This is a genomic window from Acidovorax sp. SUPP2539, from assembly GCF_030158975.1.
In the GTDB taxonomy this organism is placed as follows: domain Bacteria; phylum Pseudomonadota; class Gammaproteobacteria; order Burkholderiales; family Burkholderiaceae_C; genus Paracidovorax.
Map to the genome: position 1 here is coordinate 611,494 of NZ_BQXJ01000004.1, position 22,626 is coordinate 634,119.

General features: G+C 63.0%; 24 protein-coding genes and 2 tRNA genes. 11 read left to right on the forward strand and 15 right to left on the reverse strand.

Annotated elements, in window-relative coordinates; translation table 11 throughout:
* Positions 1–29: 29 nt before the first annotated feature.
* Both AVTE2539_RS17460 and AVTE2539_RS17465 read right to left on the reverse strand, forming a co-directional pair.
* A complete protein-coding gene (locus AVTE2539_RS17460) occupies positions 30–818 on the reverse strand; it encodes a hypothetical protein (RefSeq protein ID WP_284412433.1) in 789 nt (262 codons plus the stop codon).
* 274 nt (positions 819–1,092) lie between these two features.
* Positions 1,093–1,638 (reverse strand): PAS and helix-turn-helix domain-containing protein, encoded by a 546-nt coding sequence (locus tag AVTE2539_RS17465; protein ID WP_272569447.1) that lies wholly within the window; start codon positions 1,636–1,638, stop codon positions 1,093–1,095.
* Positions 1,639–1,716: 78 nt separating this feature from the next.
* On the opposite strand from AVTE2539_RS17465, the gene AVTE2539_RS17470 reads away from it, so the two are divergent.
* From AVTE2539_RS17470 to AVTE2539_RS17480, 3 genes are all read left to right on the forward strand, one after another.
* Entirely contained in the window at positions 1,717–2,529 is an 813-nt protein-coding gene (locus AVTE2539_RS17470) for a CoA transferase subunit A (RefSeq protein WP_284412434.1), read from the forward strand.
* Between the two features lies 1 nt (position 2,530).
* Positions 2,531–3,172 carry a 3-oxoacid CoA-transferase subunit B gene (locus tag AVTE2539_RS17475; RefSeq protein WP_284400194.1) on the forward strand — a complete coding sequence of 214 codons (642 nt, stop codon included), beginning with the start codon at positions 2,531–2,533 and terminating at the stop codon, positions 3,170–3,172.
* Positions 3,173–3,442: 270 nt separating this feature from the next.
* Positions 3,443–3,952, forward strand: coding sequence for a chemotaxis protein CheW (locus tag AVTE2539_RS17480; RefSeq protein WP_272569450.1), 510 nt, complete (start codon positions 3,443–3,445; stop codon positions 3,950–3,952).
* Between the two features lie 138 nt (positions 3,953–4,090).
* Here AVTE2539_RS17480 and AVTE2539_RS17485 read toward each other — a convergent pair whose 3' ends face one another.
* Positions 4,091–5,395, reverse strand: a complete 1,305-nt coding sequence (locus AVTE2539_RS17485) for a GNAT family N-acetyltransferase (RefSeq protein WP_502868938.1) — start codon at positions 5,393–5,395, stop codon at positions 4,091–4,093.
* A 249-nt stretch (positions 5,396–5,644) separates the two neighbouring features.
* On the opposite strand from AVTE2539_RS17485, the gene AVTE2539_RS17490 reads away from it, so the two are divergent.
* Both AVTE2539_RS17490 and AVTE2539_RS17495 read left to right on the forward strand, forming a co-directional pair.
* The gene (locus AVTE2539_RS17490) at positions 5,645–7,297 is read left to right on the forward strand and encodes an NAD+ synthase (RefSeq protein WP_284406869.1); all 1,653 of its coding nucleotides are present in this window, start codon (positions 5,645–5,647) and stop codon (positions 7,295–7,297) included.
* Positions 7,298–7,359: 62 nt separating this feature from the next.
* Positions 7,360–7,698, forward strand: coding sequence for a P-II family nitrogen regulator (locus AVTE2539_RS17495; protein WP_092743842.1), 339 nt, complete (start codon positions 7,360–7,362; stop codon positions 7,696–7,698).
* Between the two features lie 70 nt (positions 7,699–7,768).
* Here AVTE2539_RS17495 and AVTE2539_RS17500 read toward each other — a convergent pair whose 3' ends face one another.
* The 6 genes from AVTE2539_RS17500 to AVTE2539_RS17525 all read right to left on the reverse strand — a co-directional run bounded on the left by AVTE2539_RS17500 (position 7,769) and on the right by AVTE2539_RS17525 (position 11,252).
* The gene (locus tag AVTE2539_RS17500) at positions 7,769–8,365 is read right to left on the reverse strand and encodes an LOG family protein (RefSeq protein ID WP_272569454.1); all 597 of its coding nucleotides are present in this window, start codon (positions 8,363–8,365) and stop codon (positions 7,769–7,771) included.
* Entirely contained in the window at positions 8,358–8,753 is a 396-nt protein-coding gene (locus AVTE2539_RS17505) for a diacylglycerol kinase (RefSeq protein ID WP_284412436.1), read from the reverse strand. Before AVTE2539_RS17505 ends, AVTE2539_RS17500 begins: the two co-directional genes overlap by 8 nt.
* A 62-nt stretch (positions 8,754–8,815) precedes the next feature.
* Positions 8,816–9,334 carry an RDD family protein gene (locus tag AVTE2539_RS17510; protein WP_284412520.1) on the reverse strand — a complete coding sequence of 173 codons (519 nt, stop codon included), beginning with the start codon at positions 9,332–9,334 and terminating at the stop codon, positions 8,816–8,818.
* Positions 9,335–9,368: 34 nt separating this feature from the next.
* Complete coding sequence (locus AVTE2539_RS17515) at positions 9,369–10,223, reverse strand: DUF3106 domain-containing protein (RefSeq protein ID WP_284412437.1); 855 nt, start codon at positions 10,221–10,223, stop codon at positions 9,369–9,371.
* Between the two features lie 16 nt (positions 10,224–10,239).
* On the reverse strand, positions 10,240–10,686 hold the full coding sequence (locus AVTE2539_RS17520) for a DUF3619 family protein (RefSeq protein WP_284412438.1): 447 nt from the start codon (positions 10,684–10,686) through the stop codon (positions 10,240–10,242).
* Entirely contained in the window at positions 10,683–11,252 is a 570-nt protein-coding gene (locus AVTE2539_RS17525; RefSeq protein WP_272569459.1) for an RNA polymerase sigma factor, read from the reverse strand. The genes AVTE2539_RS17520 and AVTE2539_RS17525 overlap by 4 nt, the downstream gene beginning before the upstream one ends.
* A 285-nt stretch (positions 11,253–11,537) precedes the next feature.
* Here AVTE2539_RS17525 and AVTE2539_RS17530 point away from each other — a divergent pair, with 285 nt between their 5' ends.
* From AVTE2539_RS17530 to AVTE2539_RS17555, 6 genes are all read left to right on the forward strand, one after another.
* Complete coding sequence (locus AVTE2539_RS17530) at positions 11,538–13,325, forward strand: acetolactate synthase 3 catalytic subunit (RefSeq protein WP_284412439.1); 1,788 nt, start codon at positions 11,538–11,540, stop codon at positions 13,323–13,325.
* Between the two features lie 141 nt (positions 13,326–13,466).
* Positions 13,467–13,958 (forward strand): acetolactate synthase small subunit, encoded by a 492-nt coding sequence (gene ilvN, locus AVTE2539_RS17535; protein ID WP_092743827.1) that lies wholly within the window; start codon positions 13,467–13,469, stop codon positions 13,956–13,958.
* A gap of 63 nt (positions 13,959–14,021) precedes the next feature.
* A complete protein-coding gene (ilvC, locus tag AVTE2539_RS17540; RefSeq protein ID WP_272569461.1) occupies positions 14,022–15,038 on the forward strand; it encodes a ketol-acid reductoisomerase in 1,017 nt (338 codons plus the stop codon).
* A 196-nt stretch (positions 15,039–15,234) separates the two neighbouring features.
* A complete protein-coding gene (pssA, locus tag AVTE2539_RS17545; protein ID WP_272569462.1) occupies positions 15,235–16,068 on the forward strand; it encodes a CDP-diacylglycerol--serine O-phosphatidyltransferase in 834 nt (277 codons plus the stop codon).
* A 208-nt stretch (positions 16,069–16,276) separates the two neighbouring features.
* Positions 16,277–17,815 (forward strand): 2-isopropylmalate synthase, encoded by a 1,539-nt coding sequence (locus tag AVTE2539_RS17550; protein ID WP_284412440.1) that lies wholly within the window; start codon positions 16,277–16,279, stop codon positions 17,813–17,815.
* 115 nt (positions 17,816–17,930) lie between these two features.
* Positions 17,931–19,028, forward strand: coding sequence for a serine hydrolase (locus tag AVTE2539_RS17555; protein WP_272569464.1), 1,098 nt, complete (start codon positions 17,931–17,933; stop codon positions 19,026–19,028).
* A gap of 127 nt (positions 19,029–19,155) precedes the next feature.
* Here AVTE2539_RS17555 and AVTE2539_RS17560 read toward each other — a convergent pair whose 3' ends face one another.
* From AVTE2539_RS17560 to AVTE2539_RS17585, 6 genes are all read right to left on the reverse strand, one after another.
* Complete coding sequence (locus tag AVTE2539_RS17560) at positions 19,156–19,959, reverse strand: IclR family transcriptional regulator (RefSeq protein ID WP_272569465.1); 804 nt, start codon at positions 19,957–19,959, stop codon at positions 19,156–19,158.
* A 67-nt stretch (positions 19,960–20,026) separates the two neighbouring features.
* On the reverse strand, positions 20,027–20,764 hold the full coding sequence (locus AVTE2539_RS17565; RefSeq protein WP_284412441.1) for an arginyltransferase: 738 nt from the start codon (positions 20,762–20,764) through the stop codon (positions 20,027–20,029).
* A complete protein-coding gene (gene aat, locus AVTE2539_RS17570; protein WP_284412522.1) occupies positions 20,761–21,519 on the reverse strand; it encodes a leucyl/phenylalanyl-tRNA--protein transferase in 759 nt (252 codons plus the stop codon). Before aat ends, AVTE2539_RS17565 begins: the two co-directional genes overlap by 4 nt.
* 198 nt (positions 21,520–21,717) lie before the next feature.
* The gene (locus AVTE2539_RS17575) at positions 21,718–22,128 is read right to left on the reverse strand and encodes a YgiW/YdeI family stress tolerance OB fold protein (protein WP_284412442.1); all 411 of its coding nucleotides are present in this window, start codon (positions 22,126–22,128) and stop codon (positions 21,718–21,720) included.
* Positions 22,129–22,354: 226 nt separating this feature from the next.
* Positions 22,355–22,430: transfer RNA gene (locus AVTE2539_RS17580), tRNA-Asn, on the reverse strand.
* Positions 22,431–22,493: 63 nt separating this feature from the next.
* Positions 22,494–22,569, reverse strand: a tRNA-Asn gene (locus tag AVTE2539_RS17585).
* Between the last annotated feature and the right edge of the window lie 57 nt (positions 22,570–22,626).

Consider the following 22,626-nt stretch of genomic DNA (forward strand, 5'->3'; position numbering starts at 1 on the left):
TCCTGCGGTCTGCGGCCCGCTTGCGTGCCTTACTTTGGGATATAGGTGATCTTCGTCACCTCGTAAGTCGAGGGCCTGCCGTTGGAGCTGGACGTGGCGATCTTGATCGTCCGGCCCTGGTAAGGGCCTTCTGCGACCACCCAGGTCTGGAAGTTGGCCACGGCGCGCCCGGTCGGCCCCACCGTGACGAAGTCGTTGTTGAATTTGCAGACGTTGAAGGTGCCCATGGCGGTCTGCAGCGACTCCCTGCCCACGTACGTGAACTGGTCTTCCACGGTTTCCGAATAGGAGCTGGGCGCCGAGCCCGCCTTGGGCACGATCGTGAACTGGTTCTTGTGGTCTCGCTGAACGGTCTGACCGGGCTGCATGTCCAAGGGCGTGGACACCGGTGGATCGTAGACCTGCGTCAGCACCTGGGTAGATGTGTCGGAGACGACGCCATACGCCAGTTCGCTGCTGGCCGTGCGGTCGCGGAACAGTCGGTTGTTGCCCAGGGAGCCGGTGGACTGCGGCGTGAACATGACCGGTTTCGCACCTGCGAAATCCTGCCGGCCCCCCGTCGTCGTCGTGCTGGTGGTGGTGAGGTCGGGTTGCCCGTCCATCTTCGTGAGCCCCTCTTCGACTAGCACGGTTCCCTCGTTGAAGTCCGCTGCGTTGTAGCAGGCGGCGGAGCTGCTGCCCGAAGGTGCGGGGGCTGGAGTGGGGGCCGGTGCCGGAGCGGGTGATGGTGCCGGCGATGGCGATGGCGATGGCGATGGCGATGGGGCGGGTGCCGGCGTGGGCGCCGGCGCCGGGGTGCCGCCGGGCGGGGTGGTCACGTCGCCTCCGCCTCCGCCGCCGCCACACGCGGTCAGGGAGGCTGCGGTCAGTGCGGCGAGAGCGGCAAAAGCGGCTACCGCGCGGAGCGAATGGGAACTGGTGGGCATGGTTTTGGAGTGGGTCGCCCTCTGCGGCGCCGCGCACCATGCGCCGCACCGCCGACTGGCAGGTTGGGATGTACAGACGGTATCCGCCACCCCTTTGCCGCGGTACCCCACCCAGGGAGCGCAGATGAAAGCAAGTGTTAGTAGGGGTATCCCTGATTGCCGGCCGTCATCCTGCCATCAGCTTCTGCACCAGATCGGCCGCTGTGGAGGCTGCGTATTTGCGCATGAGGCGCGCGCGGTAGATCTCCACCGTGCGGTGGCTGATGTCGAGCGCGCGGCCGATCTCCTTGGAGGTCAGGCCGTCCAGCAGCCGCGCCGCCACCTCGCGCTCGCGGCCGGTCAGTTCGGCCTTGACGGACCGCTGCGAGCTGAGGTCTTCGAAACTCCAGATGCCCGATTCATGAGGAGCCTCGCGGTTGAGCGCCCGGCCCGAGACATGGCACCAGAACACCTCGCCGCTGGCCCGCTTCATGATGCGGTTGTCGGCATAGTGGCCCCGCGCATTCAGGATGGGCTCCATGTGCTTGCCCAGGCGTTCGTATTCGTCCGCGCTGGGATAGAGAATCCGGAAGGACTGGCCGATCAGCACCTCGCGCGAGGCGCCGAACATCTCGCACACCTGGCGATTGCAATCGACCATGGTGCGGTTGCGCGAAATGACCAGACCCACCGGGGCCATTTCGAAAGCGAGGCGGTAATCGGCGACATCCATGGAAGTATTTAGGGAGAACTACGTAGCGGGGTACGTAGTATCGTAGCGGCCATCCAACCTGATGTTGAGGAGTCTCCAATGAACAAGCTTTTTCCCACCGCGGCCGAGGCGCTCAAGGGCGTCGTGGCCGGCGGCCAGATGCTGGCCGTCGGCGGCTTCGGGCTCTGCGGCATTCCCGAGGCGCTGATCGACGCCCTGCGCGACAGCGGCGTCAAGGACCTCACCGTCATCTCCAACAACGCCGGCGTGGACGGCTTCGGCCTCGGCAAGCTGCTGGAAACGCGCCAGATCAAGAAGATGATCTCTTCCTACGTGGGCGAGAACAAGGAATTCGAGCGCCAATACCTCGCCGGCGAGCTGGAGCTGGAATTCACCCCACAGGGCACGCTGGCCGAGAAGCTGCGGGCAGGAGGCGCCGGCATTCCGGCCTTCTTCACCAAGACCGGCGTCGGCACCATGGTGGCAGAGGGCAAGGAACTGCGCGAATTCGACGGCGAAACCTATGTGATGGAGCGCTCGCTGGTACCCGATGTGTCGCTCGTCAAGGCCTGGCGCGCCGACAAGTCTGGCAACCTGCAGTTCCGCCTGACCGCGCGCAACTTCAACCCCGCGGCCGCCACGGCCGGCAAGGTCTGCATCGTCGAAGTGGAAGAGGTCGTGGAGACGGGCGACATCGCGCCGGACGACGTGCACCTGCCCGGCATCTACGTGCACCGCATCGTGCACAACCCCAACCCTGAAAAGCGCATCGAAAAGCGCACCGTGACCGCCGCGCCCGTCGATGCCGCCGCCGCCAAGGTGGAGGCCCAGGCCGTGATCGCGCAGGCTGCTGCCACCAGCGAAGCCGTGCCTACGGTGACGGTGCCCGTCAACAAGAAAGAAGGAGCCTGAGATGCCCTGGACCCAAGACCAGATGGCCGCGCGCGCGGCGCAAGAACTCGAAGACGGCTTCTACGTGAACCTGGGGATCGGCATCCCCACGCTGGTGGCCAATTTCACGGGCGACAAGGAAGTGTGGCTGCAGTCCGAGAACGGCATGCTGGGCATCGGCCCGTTCCCCACCGAAGACGCCGTGGACGCCGACCTCATCAATGCCGGCAAGCAGACCGTCACCACCATCAAGGGCTCCTCTATCTTCGGCAGCGACCAGTCGTTCGCCATGATCCGGGGCGGCAAGATCAACTTGTCGATCCTTGGCGCCATGCAGGTGAGCGAGAAGGGCGATCTGGCCAACTGGATGATCCCCGGCAAGATGGTCAAGGGCATGGGCGGTGCGATGGACCTGGTGGCCGGCGTCAAGCGCGTCATCGTGCTCATGGAGCATGTGGCGCGCAAGAAGGACGGCACCGAAGACCTCAAGATCCTGCCCCAGTGCACGCTGCCCCTCACCGGCGTGGGCGTGGTGGACCGCATCATCACCGACCTGGCAGTGATGGACGTCACGCCCAAAGGGTTGCAAGTCGTCGAACTCGCGCCGGGCGTGACTTTCGAAGCGCTGCAGGCCAAGACGGGCGTCACGTTGCTGCCGGCCTGAGGCCGTCCTGTCGGCACGCCGGACAGGGCCGGCAGTCGGCCCGGTTCTTGAAGGCCCACGGGCTTCCCGCCGGCCCGCCGCAGGAAACCACCACCAGCGCTGCCGAAGCCCGAGGGCAGGCCGTTGCTAGCACAGCAATGGCCTTCTTTGAATAGGTGAAATCGGCTAAATGTCAGCACAAGTAACAGCGTGGCTGATATGCTGGCCCATTGCCGCGCGCGCCAGACGGTCGTCTGCGCGTGCTGAACCCTGATCTGTGAAGGACCTGCCATGCTGTCGACCCCCGCTTCCGCCTCTCCCCGCCATGCCACGGGTGCCGCCGCCAACGCAGCGGAGTACCTCACCTTCCGTCTGGGGCAGGAGGAATACGGCATCGACATCCTGCGCGTGCAGGAAATCCGCTCGTACGAGCAACCCACCCGCATGGCCCACGCGCCGGACTTCATCAAGGGCGTGATCGATCTGCGCGGCGTGATCGTCCCCATCGTCGATCTGCGGCTGAAGCTGCGTTGCGCGCAGGCCGAGTACACCGATTTCACCGTCGTCATCATCCTCAACGTGGGCGGCACGGTGATGGGCGCCGTCGTGGATGCGGTGGCCGACGTGGTTCCCCTGCAGGCCGAGGCCATCCGGCCCGCGCCGCAGTTCCAGGGCGAGGTGGACTCGGCCTTCGTGACCGGCATTGCCAGCGTCGGCGAGCGCATGCTTATCATGATGGACATCGAATCCCTGCTCAGCAGCGCCGAGATGGGGCTGGTGCGCTCGGCTGCCGTGGCGTAGCCCGCTGCCAAGGTCAGCAGCGTTTGCTATATTTTTTGTAGCGATATGCCCTAGTAGATATTGCGCTGGAGGGGCTTTGGGCTCCTGATCCCGGGCTGTGCCGCCGCCACGGGCTCAGTTCTGGCCGGGCGCTTCGGGTCACCGGCCCGTCTTGAACGGGTTGCGCGACTGCAGTTCCTCCAGGTACTGCGCTACGCCTTCTCCCTCGCGCTCCAGGAACCGGTCCACCGCCTCGGCAAAAGCGGGATGGGCGAGCCAGTGGGCGCTCGTGGCCTGCACCGGCAGCAGGGCCCGTGCCATCTTGTGCTCGCCCTGCGCTCCGCCCTCAAAGCGCTGCACGCCATGCGCGATGCACCACTGCAGCGGCTGGTAGTAGCAGGCCTCGAAATGCAGGCAGTCCACCCGCTCCAGCGCTCCCCAGTAGCGGCCGAATGCCACCAGTTCCGGGTCTTTTGTGCCTTGTGCCCTAGTATCGTTTGCCCCGACTGCTATCAAACTGCTAGCAATGGGGCATCCGTCGCGTTCGGCGATGAACAGCACCCAGGCCTCGGGCATGTCGGCGGCCATGCGGGCGAAGAATTCGCGCGTGAGGTAGGGCGGGTTGCCGTGCTCCAGATAGGTGCGCTCGTAGCAGCGATAGAAGAAATCCCAGTCGGCTGTCTTGATGTCAGTGCCCCGCATCCAGCGAAACGCCACGCCCGCGTCGGCTACCCGGCGCCGCTCCTGCCGGATCTTCTTGCGCTTGTCCTGCGACAGACTCGCCAGGAAATGGTCGAAGGATTCGAACGGCCGTTCGCCGGCAGGCGAGGGCGCTTCGCCGCTCGCGTCGGCCATCGGCCCAGGCCCCTCGCTCCCGGACGGGTGCGCCGCGTTCGTCCAATGGAACTGCACCGTGTGCCGCAGCATCAGCCCCGCCGCCTGCGCGGCCTCGACGTCCTGCGGCGCGGTGAACAGCAGATGCAGCGACGACAGGCCCGCCTCGTCGCACCACTGCACCAGCGCCCGTACCAGCGCATGCCGCGCCGCTGCGTCCACGGCCAGCAGCCGCGCGCCGGGCACGGGGGTGAAGGGCACGGCCACGACGGCCTTGGGGTAGTAGTCCATGCCGTGGCGCGCATAGGCGCCCGCCCAGCCCTGGTCGAACACGTACTCGCCGTAGGAGTGCGGCTTGGCATACACCGCGCACGCGCCCTGCAGCACCTCCTCCCGCCAGAGCGTGCAGAACACGGGCGTCCAGCCGGTTTCCGGCACCGCGCTGCCGCTGCTGTGCAGCGCCGCAAGGTAGGCGTGGCGCATGAAGGGGGTGGCGTGGGGCTGGGCGGCCAGGAGCGCGTCCCAGGCATCGGCGTCCACGTCGTCAGGAGACGGATGCAGGCGCAGGACGTAGGCGGTATCGGCGGGTTGGGACAAGGCGGCGTGCGGTCGTTGGAAGGTGGCCGCCATCATGGCCCAAACCGGGCTGCGCCGCCGCGGGGCGGGTATGGCATCCACACCAGTGCGAGTGCCTAAAAAGAGGGCACGGGGACATTCCTTCAGCCCTGATAAGGACTTAGGCTCGCCTTACAGGGCAAGCCACGACTTATCCACAGAGTTTTCCAGTGCCCGCGGGGATAACGCAGGGCCTTGTGGCACGAGGTGCTGCCGTGCGTGACACGGGTGACATAATCGTCCGAGTCCTTTTTCCATCCCCGTATGCCATTCGTCATCAGCGTCGCCCAGCTCAATTTCGTGGTGGGCGATCTGCCGGGCAATGCCCGCAAGATCATCGCCTGCGCCCAGCAAGCCCATGCGGCCGGCGCGCGCCTGCTGCTCACGCCCGAGTTGTCGCTGTGCGGCTATGCCGCCGAAGACCTCTACCTTCGGCCCGCCTTCCTGTCGGGTTGCGAGGGTGCGCTGGCAACGGTGGCGCAAGAAACGGCGCGATTCGAGGGCTTGGCCATCGTGGTCGGCCATCCGCAGCGGGCCGAAGCGGATGGCGAAGGCCTTTGCTACAACGCAGCCAGCGTGCTGCGCAACGGGGTGGTCGAGCAGACCTACCTCAAGCAGGAACTGCCGAACTACGACGTGTTCGACGAGCGGCGCTACTTCTTGCCGGGCGACGGCTCTTGCATCTTCGACGTGGAGGGTGTGCGCGTCGGCCTGCTGATCTGCGAGGACGCCTGGTTCGAAGGCCCCGCCCGCCGGGCGGCGCAGGCGGGGGCGCAGTTGCTGGTCACCATCAACGCGTCACCGTTCCACCTGGGCAAAAGCGCCGAGCGCGAGCAGATCATGCGCGAGCGGGTCACGGAGACCGGCCTGCCGCTGGTCTATGCCCACCTGGTCGGTGGCCAGGACGAGGTGCTCTTCGAAGGGCGCTCCTTCGCCCTGCAGTCCAACGGTTTCGTGGCCGCGCGCGCGCCGGGCTTCGAGGAAGCCTGCTTTCCGGTCCGCGTGGACGTCGCGCAGGGTGCGATCGAATTGAAGGCCGAGGTCGCGCCGCTGCCCGCGCTGGAGTCCGATCTGTGGAGCGCGCTGGTCATGGGCGTGCGCGACTATGTCGGCAAGAACAGCTTTCCCGGCGCGCTGCTGGGGCTGTCGGGTGGCATCGATTCCGCGCTGGTCCTGGCCATCGCCGTGGATGCGCTGGGCGCCGACAAAGTGCGCGCCGTGATGATGCCCTCGCCCTACACCGCGGACATCAGCTGGATTGACGCGCGCGACATGGCCGAGCGCCTGGGCGTGCGCTACGACGAAATCTCGATCGCCCCGCAATTCGAGGCGTTCAAGGCCGCGCTGGCCCAGGAGTTCGCCGGCCTGCCCGAAGACACCACCGAGGAAAACCTGCAGGCGCGCATCCGCGGCACGTTGCTCATGGCGCTGTCCAACAAATTCGGTGCGGTGGTGCTCACCACCGGCAACAAGAGCGAGATGGCGACGGGCTACTGCACGCTCTACGGCGACATGGCAGGAGGCTTTGCCGTCATCAAGGACGTGGCCAAGACGGCCGTGTTCTCGCTGGCGCGCTGGCGCAATGCCAACGACCCCTTCGGAACCGGCGCGCAGCCCATTCCCGAACGGATCATCACGCGCCCGCCGAGCGCCGAGTTGCGCCCCGACCAGAAGGATCAGGACAGCCTGCCGCCCTACGAGGTGCTCGACGCGATCGTCGCCCGGTACATGGAGAACGATGAGCCTATCGATGCCATCGTGCAGGCCGGCTACGACCGGGCCGACGTGGAGCGCGTGACGCGCCTCATCCAGCTCAATGAATACAAGCGCCGCCAGGCGCCGGTGGGTATCCGCATCAGCCGCCGCAGCTTCGGCAAGGATTGGCGCTATCCCATCACCAACCGTTTCCGGGCGTGAGCGATCGACGACGACGCGGCCTTGAGCATCCCTCGCATTTCACCTTTCCAGGAGTTTCCGCCATGAAAATGATCACCGCCGTCATCAAGCCCTTCAAACTCGAAGAAGTCCGCGAAGCCCTGGCCGAGTGCGGCGTGACGGGCCTCACTGTCACCGAAGTGAAGGGTTTTGGCCGCCAGAAGGGCCACACCGAGCTGTACCGTGGCGCCGAGTACGTGGTGGATTTTTTGCCCAAGGTGAAGGTGGAAGTGGTCGTGAAGACCGACGACGTGGACCGCTGCGTGGACGCCATCGTCAACGTGGCGCGCACGGGCAAGATCGGCGACGGCAAGATCTTCGTCACCGCCGTGGAGCGTGTGGTGCGCATCCGCACGGGCGACCTGGACGAAGCCGCCGTCTGATGGTCGATGCCGCGCCTGGGTGGCAGCACGGTCGTTGCCGGTAGGCCCGGCGAGATTCACCCCCGGCGCATCAGATCACCGTCCGCAGTGGAACCGGCTGCGCGGCCTGCGTGCCGGCGGCCTCGACCAAGGACTGCAGGAGGCTTTCGCGGTCGGAGGAGGCCGTCATCAGCCCCATCTGCCAGTCGCTCATGAGCCCGCTGGCCACGCTGGTCTGCAGAAACGCCATCAGACCGTCGTAGTAGCCATCCACATTCAGCAGGCCGATGGGCTTGTCGTGGTAGCCGAGTTGGCGCCACGTCCACACCTCGAACAGCTCTTCGAACGTTCCGATGCCGCCTGGAAGGGCCAGGAACGCGTTGCAGCGCTCGGCCATCATGGCCTTGCGCTCGTGCATCGTCTCGACGATGTGCAGTTCATCGCAATCCCGGTTGGCCAGTTCCTTGTCCACGAGCGCTCGGGGAATCACGCCCAGCACGCGACCACCCGCGCGCCGTGTGGCCTCGGCCACCGTACCCATCAGGCCGCTGCGACCGCCGCCGTAGACCAGCTGGCCGCCATGGCGGCCGATCCATTCGCCGACGGCGATGGCCGATTCGGTGAACAACGGATTCTCGCCCGGGCGCGAACCCAGATAGACGCACAGGGAAAAAGACGGCTCAGCCATGGAAAAACCTCTGAAACAGGGCTGCAGCCCAGACGCCTGAGCACAGCAACACACTCAACAAGACGGCAGCGCTGCCCATGTCCTTGGCGCGTTTGGACAAATCGTGCAACTCGGGGCCGATGCGATCGATGGCGGATTCGATGCCGGAGTTGAGCAGTTCGGTGATCAGCACCAGAATCACCGTGCCGGCGAGCACTGCGACCTCCAACCAGCCACGGCCCAGCCAGAATGCTGCGGGCAGCAGCACGAAGGCCATGCATGCCTCCAGCCGAAAAGCCTTCTCGCCCCATCCGGCCTGAAGGCCCTGCAACGAATACTGTCCGGCATGCCACAGGCGGTGCAGGCCGGTGCGGGCTTTGTGGGGGTGGGGTGTGAAGGGGGCAGACATAGGCCAGGCATTTTCGCCGGCCTGTGTGGCAGTTATCGCCTCCGGCGAAAGAAGTTGTCGGCTTACTTTTTGGCGTGTTCGAAATGCACGAGCCGTGTGCCGGCCCAGATGTCGTGCCAGAACTGCCGCTCCGGCTGAAAGCGGCTCAACAACGCCCAGACCGCCACCCATCCCAGCAGAATCACCGCCGACTCGCCACCGGACAGCTGGAATGGCGCCATGGCCGCCAGCGGCGGCAAAAACCACAGCCAGCTCAGCGCGTAACGCGCGAGGGCCCGGGTCTGCGTGATGGGCCGTCCCAGCCGGTCCACCACCCGGATGTGCCAGGTCTTCATGGCCAGCGTCTGTCCTCTGGCCCAGAACCAAACGAAATAGATGCCGAAGACAACGAAAAGGAATCCCTGGAGGGCATGGCGGTTGTCCAGCGCATTGCGTGTCTGGCTGAGCGTGCCGAAAAGATAGCCTGCAATGAACACCACCCCGAACATCAGCATGCCCTCGTAGAGCCAGCAAGCCATGCGACGGCGCAGCGAAGGGGTCGTGCCGTTCATCGCGGCGCGGGAAACGTCATGGCTGACCATGGTGCTCTGAGACGGAGAAGCAGACATGGCGGTATCACTGAGGCGGGTGGAGCGGGGTGTTGTCCTGGGGCGGGGCGGCAGGGGGGGCTGCCTCGGCGGCCACCGGCTCTGCGCCGCTCAGCGGCGCCAAGGGCGACGGAACAGCGATCGGCACGGAAATTGGGGCCGTTTCCACTGGGGGCGCCACACTGGCCGCGGGGACCGATACCGGCAATGCCTGGGTCGGATGGAACTCGCTCACCGGTGGAATCTTGGGGGGATTGGGGCGGTTCGCATTCGCGACTGCGGCGGCAGGAACGCGGGCCAGCTTGCGAGGGGCCACGGGTCGGATCGCCGTGGCCGCGCCGGTGGGCCGAGGGGCCGCACGGGCCGCCAGCTGCTTCTTTTCCTCGGTAGGAAGGGCTTGGTACGCTTCCCACTGGGCCCACTTGTCATCCACGGCCAGTTTCTTGGTGGCGGCGTAGTTCAAGCGGGCCTGACTGCGCTGCTGAAGGCTGAGGTTGGCCCAGTCGGTCATGCGCCCCAGCATCTTTTCGCGCTCTTGCGGCGACAAGGTGGGAAAGCTCGCCGACAGCGTGATCCAGCGCCGTTTTTGCGCTTCGCTGAGCAGGTTCCAGCGGGAAGCGAGGGGGGCGAGCGCTTCCTTTTGCGCGGCCGTCAACGATTGCCATACAGGCCCCGAGCCCGCGCTGTCAGGGTCCTGAACCCGAAGCTCCGGCCCGCGGGCTATGTGTTTGCTGGCCAGCGCCTCGGCCGGCATGGGCGCCACCGGTGCCATCCCCACCTGTGTCCAGGCTTGCCAGCCGCCCGCGACGAGCGCGCCCAGCAAGACAAAAGCCAGCACGGCGGCTGGCATCAGGCGGGGGGCATCCAAAGGGCTGGTGGGCATGCAATCTGCAATAAGGTCAGTGGGTTGGGTTGGCGGACGTCTTGAGGAATTGAAGGAATCCCGGATCGGCATAAGCGGATGGCGGAAGATCGTCCGTGAGCAAGGCGGCGTCCACCTCTGCCACTTCGCTCACCCCTTTTTCGTCCTGCGAGACATTGATGACGACCAGCCCGACGAGCAAAGCGGTGATCGGAACGGCCGACACCAGTGCGCGCCACCAGCTGCCGCCCTCGCCACCCCAGCCCAGCACCGCGCTGTTGCCGGACGCCAACACGGCGGGAGCCGTCTGTCGCACCGGCGCCACCACCTTGCGTTTCGCAAGGGCCTGCACCCGTGCAGCACGGAGCCGTTCGGAAATATCGTAGGGAAGCTCGGCCGTGCCATCGGAGAGACGCGCCGTCACACGGCGTGCAAAACGCTCTGCGGCAATCTCCGCAGGATGGGGTGAGGACTGGTAATTCATAGTTCGATTCCTTTCGCCTTCAGTGCTTTGCTGAGGGTCTGGACGGCACGAAAACAGTGCGTTTTGACGCTGCCCTCCGAGCAGCCCATCGCAGCCGCCGTTTCTGCAACGTCCATCTCTTCCCAGTAACGCATCAAAAACGCCTCCCGTTGACGGGCCGGCAACTCTTGAATTTCCGCTTCGATGTCATGAAAAACCTGGGCACGCCTGACCAGATCTTCCGCGCTTTGGGCTGTCTCGCCTCCTTCGGGACCCGAATAGGCTTCCAGCAGATCGAAATCTGCGCCGTCTTCTCCCGGGCCTTCGAAGTCGCTCATGCTGGAAAACAACGCATTGCGTGTCTTCTGGCGCCGAAACCAGTCCAGCGTGCAGTTGGACAGAATGCGCTGAAAGAGCATTGGCAACTCGGCCACCGGCTTGTCACCATAGTGCTCGGCCAGTTTGAGCATGCTGTCCTGAACGATGTCCAGTGCCGACTCCTCATTGCGTACGTGATAGAGCGAGCGCTTGTAGGCCCGCTTTTCTACGCTTTTGAGGAAGTTGGAGAGTTCTTGTTCGGTAGCCAAGACAAAGGTGCCCGCTGATCGGGGCTTGGGGTTCGTTGGCGACAAAGGCCAGCGCGTGGATTGCCGAGTTTATCGCATCGACTTCAAGTCTTTTGGGCCTGCCGTGCCCAGAATCCATGTTGCAGTGCCATAATCCGGCCTGCAATTCAAAAGGCAAACGGGTTTCGGTCCGGCGCAGCAATCATCTCGCCCATGTCCGAAGCCTCAAGTTCCAAGTCGGCTCCACAAAAGTCCGCACGAGGGGCACCCAAGGTTTTTCGTTAGAGAAATTCGCAAAGGTTGATCATGGAAATCTCCAAGGCCGAAATCACTTCGGCGGCCGCTGCCACGCAGGGCGCTTCGCATTCCCCGTCCCAGGACCTCATGGGGTCCGAAATCCTCATCAAGTCTTTGCAGGCCGAAGGCGTGCAATTCATCTGGGGCTATCCGGGCGGCGCGGTTCTCTACATCTACGACGCGCTCTACAAGCAAGAGACTATTCAGCACGTGCTCGTGCGCCACGAGCAGGCTGCAGTGCATGCTGCCGACGGCTACGCCCGTGCCACTGGTGAAGTGGGAGTCGCCCTCGTCACCTCCGGCCCCGGATTGACCAATGCAGTGACCGGAATCGCCACGGCCTACATGGATTCCATTCCCATGGTCATCATCTCCGGACAGGTGCCTACAGCCGCGATCGGGCTGGACGCCTTCCAGGAGTGCGATACCGTGGGCATCACGCGCCCCATCGTGAAGCACAATTTCCTCGTCAAGGATGCCCGCGATCTGGCCATGACAATGAAAAAGGCCTTCCACATCGCCCGCACCGGCCGGCCTGGTCCGGTGGTGGTCGATATCCCGAAAGACGTCTCCTTCAAGAAGGTGGCCTACAACGGGTATCCGCAGAGCGTCGAAATGCGCTCCTACAACCCTGTTCGCAAAGGCCATGGCGGCCAGATCCGCAAGGCGCTGCAGTTGCTGCTGACCGCCAAGCGGCCATACATCTATACGGGTGGTGGCGTTTTGCTGGGCAATGCCACGCAAGAGTTGCGCACGCTGGTGGACATGCTGGGTTATCCGGTGACCAATACCCTGATGGGATTGGGCGCCTACCCGGCGAGCGATCGCAAGTTCCTCGGCATGCTGGGCATGCATGGCACGATCGAAGCCAACAACGCCATGCAGAACTGCGACGTGCTGCTGGCAGTTGGCGCACGGTTCGATGACCGCGTCATCGGCAACGTGAAGCACTTCGCGCAGAACGACCGCAAGATCATCCATATCGACATCGATCCGTCGAGCATCTCCAAGCGCGTCAAGGTCGATATTCCCATCGTTGGCGACGTCAAGGATGTGCTGACGGAGCTGATCACCATGGTGAGCGAATCGAGCACGCGGGCCGATGCCGGTGCCTTGGCTGCCTGGTGGGACACGATCGAAGGCTGGCGCAAGCGTGAATGCCTCAAATACGATCGCAGCAACAACGAGGTGATCAAGCCGCAATACGTGGTCGAAACCCTTTGGAACATGACCAAGGACGCCGACACCTATGTGACCTCCGACGTGGGCCAGCATCAGATGTGGGCGGCTCAGTACTATCGATTCGATGAGCCGCGCCGCTGGATCAACTCCGGGGGGCTTGGCACGATGGGCGTGGGTATTCCTTACGCCATGGGCATCAAGCTGGCCAAACCGGACGCCGAAGTTTTCTGCATCACGGGCGAAGGCTCGGTGCAGATGAACATTCAGGAGTTGTCCACCTGCCTGCAATACAACACGCCCATCAAGATCTGCGCGTTGAACAACCGTTACCTGGGCATGGTGCGGCAATGGCAGGAAATCGAATATTCCGGCCGGTACAGCCACAGCTACATGGATGCGTTGCCCAACTTCGTGAAGCTGGCAGAGGCCTATGGCCACGTGGGTCTGTTGATCGAACGGCCGCAAGACGTGGAGCCCGCGTTGCGTGAGGCACGCAGGCTCAAGGACCGCACGGTTTTCATGGACTTCCGCACTGATCCGACGGAGAACGTTTTCCCAATGGTTCAGTCCGGCAAAGGCATTACCGAAATGCTTTTGGGATCGGAAGATCTTTAAGTCCAATTGCTTGCCAGCGCTTTGCCATAAAGCGTTTCCTGCTATTCTTTGAATAGCATTTCTCCAACGACGAATCTATTGCCTGCCGAGCCTGGCGCTTACCGGCGCCAGGGGAGGGCAGCGAAAAGAGGAATCCGCACCATGAAGCACATCATTGCCGTTCTGCTGGAAAACGAACCCGGCGCGCTGTCCCGCGTCGTCGGCCTGTTTTCCGCACGGGGCTACAACATCGAATCGCTGACCGTGGCTCCCACGGAGGACGCGTCGCTTTCGCGCATGACGATCCAGACCACGGGGTCCGATGACGTGATCGAGCAAATCACCAAGCATCTGAACCGCCTCATCGAAGTCGTGAAGGTGGTCGACCTGACCGAGGGCGCCTACACCGAGCGAGAGCTCATGATGGTGAAGGTGCGTGCCGTCGGCAAGGAGCGCGAAGAGATGAAGCGCATGGCAGACATCTTCCGCGGCCGAATCATCGACGTCACCGAGAAGAGCTACACCGTCGAACTGACGGGAGACCAGTCCAAGAACGATGCGTTTTTGCAAGCCATCGACCGCACCGCCATCCTGGAAACCGTGCGAACCGGCGCCAGCGGCATTGGCCGCGGTGAACGCATTCTGCGTGTCTGATCCATTCCGCTTATTTCCTCACCTTTTTTCAACACCCCCTCATCGATTCAACCTGGAGCCAACATGAAAGTTTTCTACGACAAAGACTGTGACCTGAGCCTGATCAAGGGCAAGACCGTGGCCATCATCGGCTATGGCTCGCAAGGGCATGCCCATGCGCAAAACCTGAACGACAGCGGCGTGAAGGTCGTGGTTGGCCTGCGCAAGGGCGGGGCCTCGTGGGACAAGGTCGGCAAGGCTGGCCTCAATGTGCTGGAAGTGAACGAAGCGGTGAAGGCTGCCGACGTCGTCATGATTCTGCTACCCGACGAGCAGATCGCCGAGGTCTACACGAACAATGTGGCACCCAACATCAAGCAGGGCGCATCGCTGGCCTTCGCGCACGGGTTCAACGTGCATTACAACCAGGTCGTGCCCCGCGCTGACCTGGATGTCTGGATGGTGGCTCCCAAGGCTCCCGGCCACACCGTGCGCAACACCTACACCCAAGGCGGCGGCGTGCCCCATCTGGTGGCGGTGCATCAGGACAAGTCCGGCAAAGCCCGTGACCTGGCCCTGTCCTACGCCATGGCCAATGGTGGCGGCAAGGCCGGCATCATCGAGACCAACTTCAAGGAAGAGACCGAGACCGACCTGTTCGGCGAACAGGCCGTGTTGTGCGGTGGTGCGGTCGAGCTGATCAAGATGGGTTACGAAACCCTGGTCGAAGCCGGCTACGCACCTGAGATGGCTTATTTCGAGTGCCTGCACGAGCTCAAGCTCATCGTGGACCTGATCTACGAAGGCGGCATTGCCAACATGAACTACTCGATCTCGAACAACGCCGAGTTCGGCGAGTACGTGACCGGCCCGGAAGTGATCAATGCCCAGTCGCGCGAAGCCATGCGCAACGCCCTGAAGCGCATCCAGAACGGCGATTACGCCAAGATGTTCATTCAGGAAGGCCGCCTGAACTATCCATCGATGACGGCTCGCCGCCGCAACACGGCCGACCACAGCATCGAAGTGGTGGGCAACAAGCTGCGCGCGATGATGCCCTGGATCGCCAAGAACAAGCTGGTGGACCAGACCCGCAACTGATCGCCGCCGCGTGCCTGCGGTCTCGGCCGTGGGCACCAAGATTGCAGAGAGGCCACTTCGGTGGCCTTTTTCTTTGGCTTCTCGTGGTGTGTGCAGGCACTACACTCCGCTGTCCGCCGATCGCAGGGATCCGGCAGAGGTACTCTAATTTTGATAGCTGTTTGCGCTGAAGGCGTGGGCGCTGGAGGTTCTTTTGATGCACGAGGGCAATGATTTCGCCAATGACACGCCCCTGGTGGTGCGCAAGCGGCGAAAAGGCATCTACATACTGCCCAATCTGTTCACGTTGGCGGCGCTTTTCGGGGGGTTCTATGCCATCGTGATGGCCATGAATGGCCGCTTCGACCTTGCGGCCGTCGGTGTGTTCTGCGCCATGGTTCTCGACAGCCTGGACGGGCGCGTGGCCCGGATGACCAATACGCAGAGTGCCTTTGGCGAGCAGATGGACTCGCTCTCCGACATGGTGTCTTTCGGAGCAGCGCCAGCACTCATTGCCTATGAGTGGGCGCTGAAGGGGCTGGGACGCTGGGGATGGATCGCCGCTTTCGTCTATTGCGCCTGTGCGGCCCTGCGATTGGCCCGTTTCAATGTGAACACCGGTGTGGTGGACAAGCGGTACTTTCAAGGCTTGCCATCGCCCGCCGCCGCCGCATTGGTGGCCGGCTTCATCTGGTTGTTGACGGAACTGGGTGTGCGCCGCGGCGAAACGGGCTGGATGAGCTGGTCGCAGGTGACGTGGACCATGTTCGGCTTCACGCTGTATGCGGGCCTCACGATGGTGACCAATGTTCCGTTCTACAGCTTCAAAGACATCCAGATGAAAAAAAGCGTGCCGTTCGCCGTGATCGTTTTGATCGCGCTGGGCATCGCCATCATCAACATCCACCCACCCACCGTGCTGTTCAGCGTGTTCGTGCTGTATGGCCTGAGCGGATACTTCGTCTATGCGTGGCGCAAGGCGAAAGGGCAGCACAGCAGCGTGATCAGCATGTCCACCGACGAGCCGGACGAACGGGGCCTGCACAAGTGACTGCGCCGCTGCGGGAGGCTGGTGTGCTACATTGCGCCGCATGAAAACGTTGGCACTGCCGCTGCTATCGCTATTCGCTTTCGGGCGGAGACGGTAGCGCACAGGCGCTCTTCTTGCAAAAAGGCCCGTATGCATCCGCAGCGGGCCTTTTTGCTTGGCATGCCAGAATTTCAACGTTGCGGACCCCCACCATCTCTGGAGAAACACAATGGCAGACAAGCTGATCATTTTCGACACCACGTTGCGCGATGGCGAGCAGTCGCCCGGCGCATCCATGACCAAGGACGAGAAGCTGCGCATTGCGCGCCAACTGGAGCGTCTCAAGGTCGATGTGATCGAAGCGGGGTTTGCTGCCAGCTCCAACGGGGATTTCGAGGCGGTGCAGTCCATCGCACAAGCCATCAAGGACTCGACCATCTGCTCCCTGTCCCGAGCGAACGATCGCGATATTTCGCGCGCGGCGGAAGCGCTGAAGGGGGCCAACAGCGCGCGCATCCACACGTTCATTGCGACGAGCCCGCTGCACATGGAAAAGAAGCTGCGCATGACGCCGGAGCAGGTGCTGGAGCAGGCCAAACAGTCGGTCCGATTCGCCCGCAACCTGATCGGCGATATCGAGTTCAGCCCGGAAGACGGCTACCGCAGCGAGATGGATTTCCTGTGCCGCGTCCTGGAAGCCGTGATTGCAGAAGGGGCTACCACGATCAACGTGCCCGACACCGTCGGCTATGCCGTTCCCGAACTGTATGGCAACTTCATCAAAACCCTGAGGGAGCGGATTCCCAACAGCGACAAGGCCATCTGGTCGGTGCATTGCCATAACGATCTGGGCATGGCGGTGGCGAATTCCCTTGCGGGTGTGAAGATCGGTGGTGCCCGCCAGGTCGAGTGCACGATCAACGGGCTGGGCGAGCGGGCAGGCAACTGCTCGCTGGAAGAGATCGTGATGGCCGTCAAGACGCGCAAGGACTACTTTGGACTGGAGCTGGGCATCGATGCCCAGCACATCGTGGCGGCAAGCCGCATGGTCAGCCAGACCACGGGGTTCGTCGTGCAGCCGAACAAGGCCGTGGTGGGCGCCAACGCTTTCGCGCATGCCAGCGGCATCCACCAGGACGGCGTGCTGAAGGCTCGCGACACTTACGAGATCATGCGCGCCGAGGATGTGGGCTGGTCTGCCAACAAGATCGTGCTGGGCAAGCTGAGCGGCCGCAATGCCTTCAAGCAGCGTTTGCTTGAATTGGGCGTGCAGCTTGACAGCGAAACGGATGTCAACAGCGCCTTCGCCAAGTTCAAGGAACTGGCAGACCGCAAAAGCGAGATCTTCGACGAAGACATTCTGGCGCTGGTCAGCGGTGAAAGTGCTGCCAACGAGCAGGAGCAATACGGCTTCGTATCGTTGTCACAGCACAGCGAAACCGGCGAGCGCCCGCAGGCCACCATCGTCTTCACGGTGGGCGGCAAGGAGGTGCGGGGCCAATCGGACGGCAATGGGCCTGTGGATGCGTCACTCAAGGCCATCGAGTCGCACGTCAAGAGCGGGGCCGAAATGGTGCTCTATTCGGTCAATGCCATCAGCGGTTCGACGGAGAGCCAGGGGGAAGTGACGGTGCGGCTGCAGAACAGCGGCAGGGTGGTGAACGGGGTGGGCGCAGACCCCGACATCGTGGTCGCGTCAGCCAAAGCCTACATCAGTGCGTTGAACAAATTACAAAGTAAAGCCGATCGAGTCGCCGCACAAGGCTGACCATCGAATTTATAATTCATTCACTTTATTGAAAGGTCGCGCAAGGTATTGATCTTGCGCGACTTTTTTCGATTCTGTACACTGACAAACACTATTTACCGCTTGGAGCATTCTGATGCACGTACGCCCTCGCGCTTCTTCTCGTTTTTTTCGCACCGTCGCATTCCTTGCGATGAGCATTGCGCTCACGGCCACCTCGGTGCACGCGGCAGAGCGAAAGAAGGTGCAGGTCAAGAAGCAGGCTGCATCCTCGACGGCCAAACAGCGTCCTGTGGCACGCTCTGCCACGGTGGTTTCTCGCAAAGCCGTGACCCGTGTCAAGGCCACCACCCGCGCATCCGCGCGCAGCGTGAAGGCTGCCACGCGCATGGTGGCCGTCCCTGAAAAACTTTCCTTTGGGCAAGTTGCAGGCCTGCATTCCCTCACCGACCCCCTGGATTTGAAGTCCAGCGTGGCCTTGGTCATCGACCAGGAGACCAACGAAGTCCTGCTGAGCAAGAACGACCATGCCGTTCTGCCGATTGCATCGCTGACCAAATTGATGACAGGGCTGCTCGTATCGCAGGCCCACTTGCCGATGGATGAGCCCATCACCATCACGCAAGACGATGTGGATACCGAGAAGTTCAGCAGTTCCCGCTTGGCCGTGGGCACGACCCTCACGCGGGGCGAGATGATGCATCTGGCCCTCATGTCCAGCGAAAACCGGGCAGCCCATGCCCTGGGCCGCACCTTTCCCGGCGGGCTGGAGGCTTTCGTTGCGCAGATGAACGCGAAGGCGAAGCTGCTGGGCATGACGGATACCCGCTATGTGGAGCCCACGGGCCTGTCCAGCCATAACCAGTCCAGTGCCCGCGATCTGGCCACCTTGGTGAACATTGCCCATGGCGATCCCATGCTGCGCGAACTCACCACGTCTCCCAGCTATGAAGTGGCCGTGGGGCGCCGCACGCTGCAGTACAACAACACCAATCGACTCGTGAAAAGCCCGGCTTGGGACATCGGCCTTCAGAAGACGGGCTACATCTCCGAAGCGGGTCGTTGCCTGGTGATGCAGGCCCAGATATCGGGCCGCAAGCTGATCATGGTTTTCCTGGACTCGGCAGGCAAGTTCAGCCGCCTGGGTGATGCCGAGCGCGTGCGCAACTGGGTGGAAAAGCTGCCTTCCATTGGCGGTGCGCCCACTCTGCACGCCATCGGCACGAAGCCTTGACGCTGCTCGGACCCCGCCTGTTCTGAATGGCAGGGTTTGAGATCAGGAGAGGCGAAAGACCAAAGGCGATCCGACCCCTTTGAACCACGCGCATTGCTGCAATGCGCGTTTTTTCTTGGGGCTCTCGCTAGGGTGCAGCTGATTTGTCGCGCCGGTTGGTCGAATAGCCCAAGGCCTGGGAAATTTCGCTGGCAGTCGCCTGGAGCTTGGGCAGCCAGTTCTCATCCAGTCGATCCGCGGGCGCGGAGATCGAAAGGCCTGCGACCAGATGGGCCTGGTCGTCATACACGCCCGCTGCCATGCAGCGCACGCCGAGTTCGAGTTCCTCGTTGTCTCGCGCAATGCCGTATTGGCGGGCTTTGCCCAGTTCGCGCTCCAGGACCGGAAGCTGCGTGATGCTGTTGCGGGTGTGCCCCGACAGACCGGTGCGCATCGCATAGGCCCTTACCCGTTGTGGATCGTCTGCGGCCAGAAACAGTTTTCCCGTCGACGTCAGGTGCAGCGGCGCTCGGCCACCGATGGCCCGGACCACCTGCATGCCGGAGCGTTCACTGTAGGCACGCTCGACATACACGATCTCATCGCCCTGGCGCATGCTCAGATTGACGGGCTGCTGGATCAGCTTGTGCAGGTTGCGCATCGGGGTCAACGCCGCATCGCGCACGCTCAGGCGCGCTTTCACCAAGTTGCCCAATTCCAGCAAACGCATGCCGAGGCGGTAGCTGCCGGATTCCGGGCGGTCCACAAAACGGCCAATGGTCAGGTCGTTCAGGATGCGGTGGGCCGTGGAAGGGTGCAGTCCGGTCTTCTCGCTGATTTCCTTGAGGGAAATCGCTTCCTCGCGCGAGGTGAGCACGTCGATGAGTGCAAACATGCGCTCCAGCACCTGGACGCTGGGTTTGGCAGGCGCGCCGGCATCGTCTTTTTTCATGGTGATGTGTGTTGACGAGAAGCGCGCATTTTATCTTGTGAAATGCAGAGCGACCGTCTTCACCGCCTCAGGGCGCGAGTCTCCATTCGCCGTCGATCCGCAACTCGTGGGGCAGGAAGCGCGCCTTGTAGTTCATCTTCGGGCTCTCTTCGATCCAGTAGCCCAGGTAGACATAGGGCAGATCCAGGGTGCGCGCCTGCTCGATCTGCCAAAGCACGTTGTAGGTGCCGTAGCTGCAGCCGGGGTCGGGTTCGTAGAAGGTGTACACGGCCGACAACCCGTCGTCCAGCACGTCCAGGATCGAGACCATCCGCAATGCACCGGGCGCACCGTCCACGTCGGGTTCGCGGAACTCCACGAGCCGGGAGTTGACCCGGCTCTGCAGGAGGAACTGGGTGTATTGGTCGATGCTGTCGTGGTCCATGCCGCCACCGCAGTGGCGCAGGTTCTGGTAGCGCAGATAAAGCTGATAGTGCTCGGGTACGTAGCCCAGGCGCAGGACGCGTGCCTGCAGGTTGCCGTGCTTCGCCCACGCACGACGCTGGCTGCGATCGGGCTTGAAGGATTTGGTCAGCACGCGCAACGGCGTGCATGCTTGGCAGCCATCGCAGTAGGGGCGGTAGGTGAACATGCCGCTGCGGCGAAACCCTCGCGCCACCAAGTCCGAATACACGTCGTTCTGGATCAGGTGGCTGGGCGTGGCAACCTGCGAGCGCGCCTGCCGTGCAGGCAGGTAGCTGCATGGATAAGGCGCCGTGGCGTAGAACTGCAAGGTGTGCAGCGGCAGATCGTTGAGTTGCGTCATCCCGGGTTCCCGGTAGGGGGCATCAGCGCAGTCCAGTATACGGGCTCGAATTTCCAGGAAACCGGTGCTTCCAGGGATGCCTGTGCAACGTGGTGGAGGAACCGGGCGCGGTCTATTTCATGGGCGCCGAAGGATGCCAGATGGGCCGTGTTCTGCTGGCAGTCGATGAGTGCCACGCCGTGGTGCCGGCACAAGCAGACGAAAGCTGCGAGCGCGACCTTGGACGCATCGGTCGCGTGGGCGAACATCGATTCGCCAAAAACAGCCTTGCCCAGCGCAATGAAGTACAGCCCGCCGACGAGCCGGCCGTCAACCCACGTTTCCACACTGTGCGCAAAGCCGGCGGCGTGGAATGCACGATAGGCGTCCACCATCTGCGGCACGATCCAGGTGCCGTTCTGGCCCGACCTTGGCGTGCCGGCACAGGCCTTGATGACCGCGCCGAAGTCATGGTCCACGCGGATTTCGCACTGGGGCGAGACGCGGAATTTCTGCAAGGTGCGGCGCAGCGACCGGTGCAGCCGAAATTCCGCCACGGGCAGCACCATGCGGGGATCGGGGCTCCACCAGAGCACGGGTTGCCCAGGGCTGAACCACGGAAAAATACCTCGCTGGTAGGCACTTTTCAAATGGGCGACGCTGAGATTTCCACCAGCGGCCAGCAGTCCCGGGGCTGCGGATTCGCTGCCCCAGCTGAGCGCCACGCTGGGAAATTCGTCGCCGGGTTGCAGCCAAGGCAAATGATCGTCAGCCATGCACAGGGAAGAATGGAAGAAGCAACGCATTGTCGCCGAGTGCGCAGGGCTGCGGGAGGCCTTCGGATCGGTTCGGCGGAGACTGCTTGGATGGAGTCGATCCAAGCCTGCCTTGAGCGGGCGATGGCAAAAAGGCCATTCCCGCGGATGGCCTTTCACTGGGGCGAGTGGCGGCGCTCGGGCCCCAGCCTTATCCGGTCAGGGAATCAGGCGAACCTGCTCCACCTCGAACTCCATTTTGCGAATGCCCTTGTCGACCTCTCCCACCAGTTCCACCCGCTGCTGGGCACTGATGGGTTGGCCTGCCGGAAAGCGTTTGTCCGAAATCTCGACGGGCATGCGGCCGCTGTCGTCTGCGAAGGTGTAGTTTTTGCCGCCGTCGTGGGACACGATGCGGCCTTGCAGGCGGACGTGCTGGTCGTCCGTGGCGGTGTCGAGCAGTTGCTTCACCGTCATCGTGGGCACCGAGGTGGGCCCGGTGTAGCCGCTGCCGGCTGCCGGTGCTGCAGCACGTTCGCCTGTGGTGGGCCCGGTGTACTGCGCCATGGCCGGTGCGGCGGCGCCCAGCAGGCCGAGGGTGATAAAGAGCGCGGTGGCGGGTTTCTGCATGGCTTCACTCCTTTGGGATGGTTGACTGACCTGCGGGTTGGGTGACCCGCAGCAAGGAACCACAAAGGATGCCGAAGCGGCAGAGGGCGGGGTGTAGGCGATGGCCGGACGGTCGATTCGGTCGATGTCGGCAATGCCTGGCCAAAAAGTCACGGGACCGGCAGACAACAAAAAAGCCCGCTATCGATGAAATAGCGGGCTTTTGTACAGCCTGGAAGGCTGTCAATGGCTCCTCGACCTGGGCTCGAACCAGGGACCTACGGATTAACAGTCCGGCGCTCTACCGACTGAGCTATCGAGGAATATTCGGTATCTGACTAGCTATGTAAAAGGCCCTGCGTACACATGCAAGGCCTTGATGATCTTGGCTCCTCGACCTGGGCTCGAACCAGGGACCTACGGATTAACAGTCCGGCGCTCTACCGACTGAGCTATCGAGGAACAAGACTTAGATTATATACACAAAAAGTGAGCAAATTCGAAGAACTGCGGCTGCCT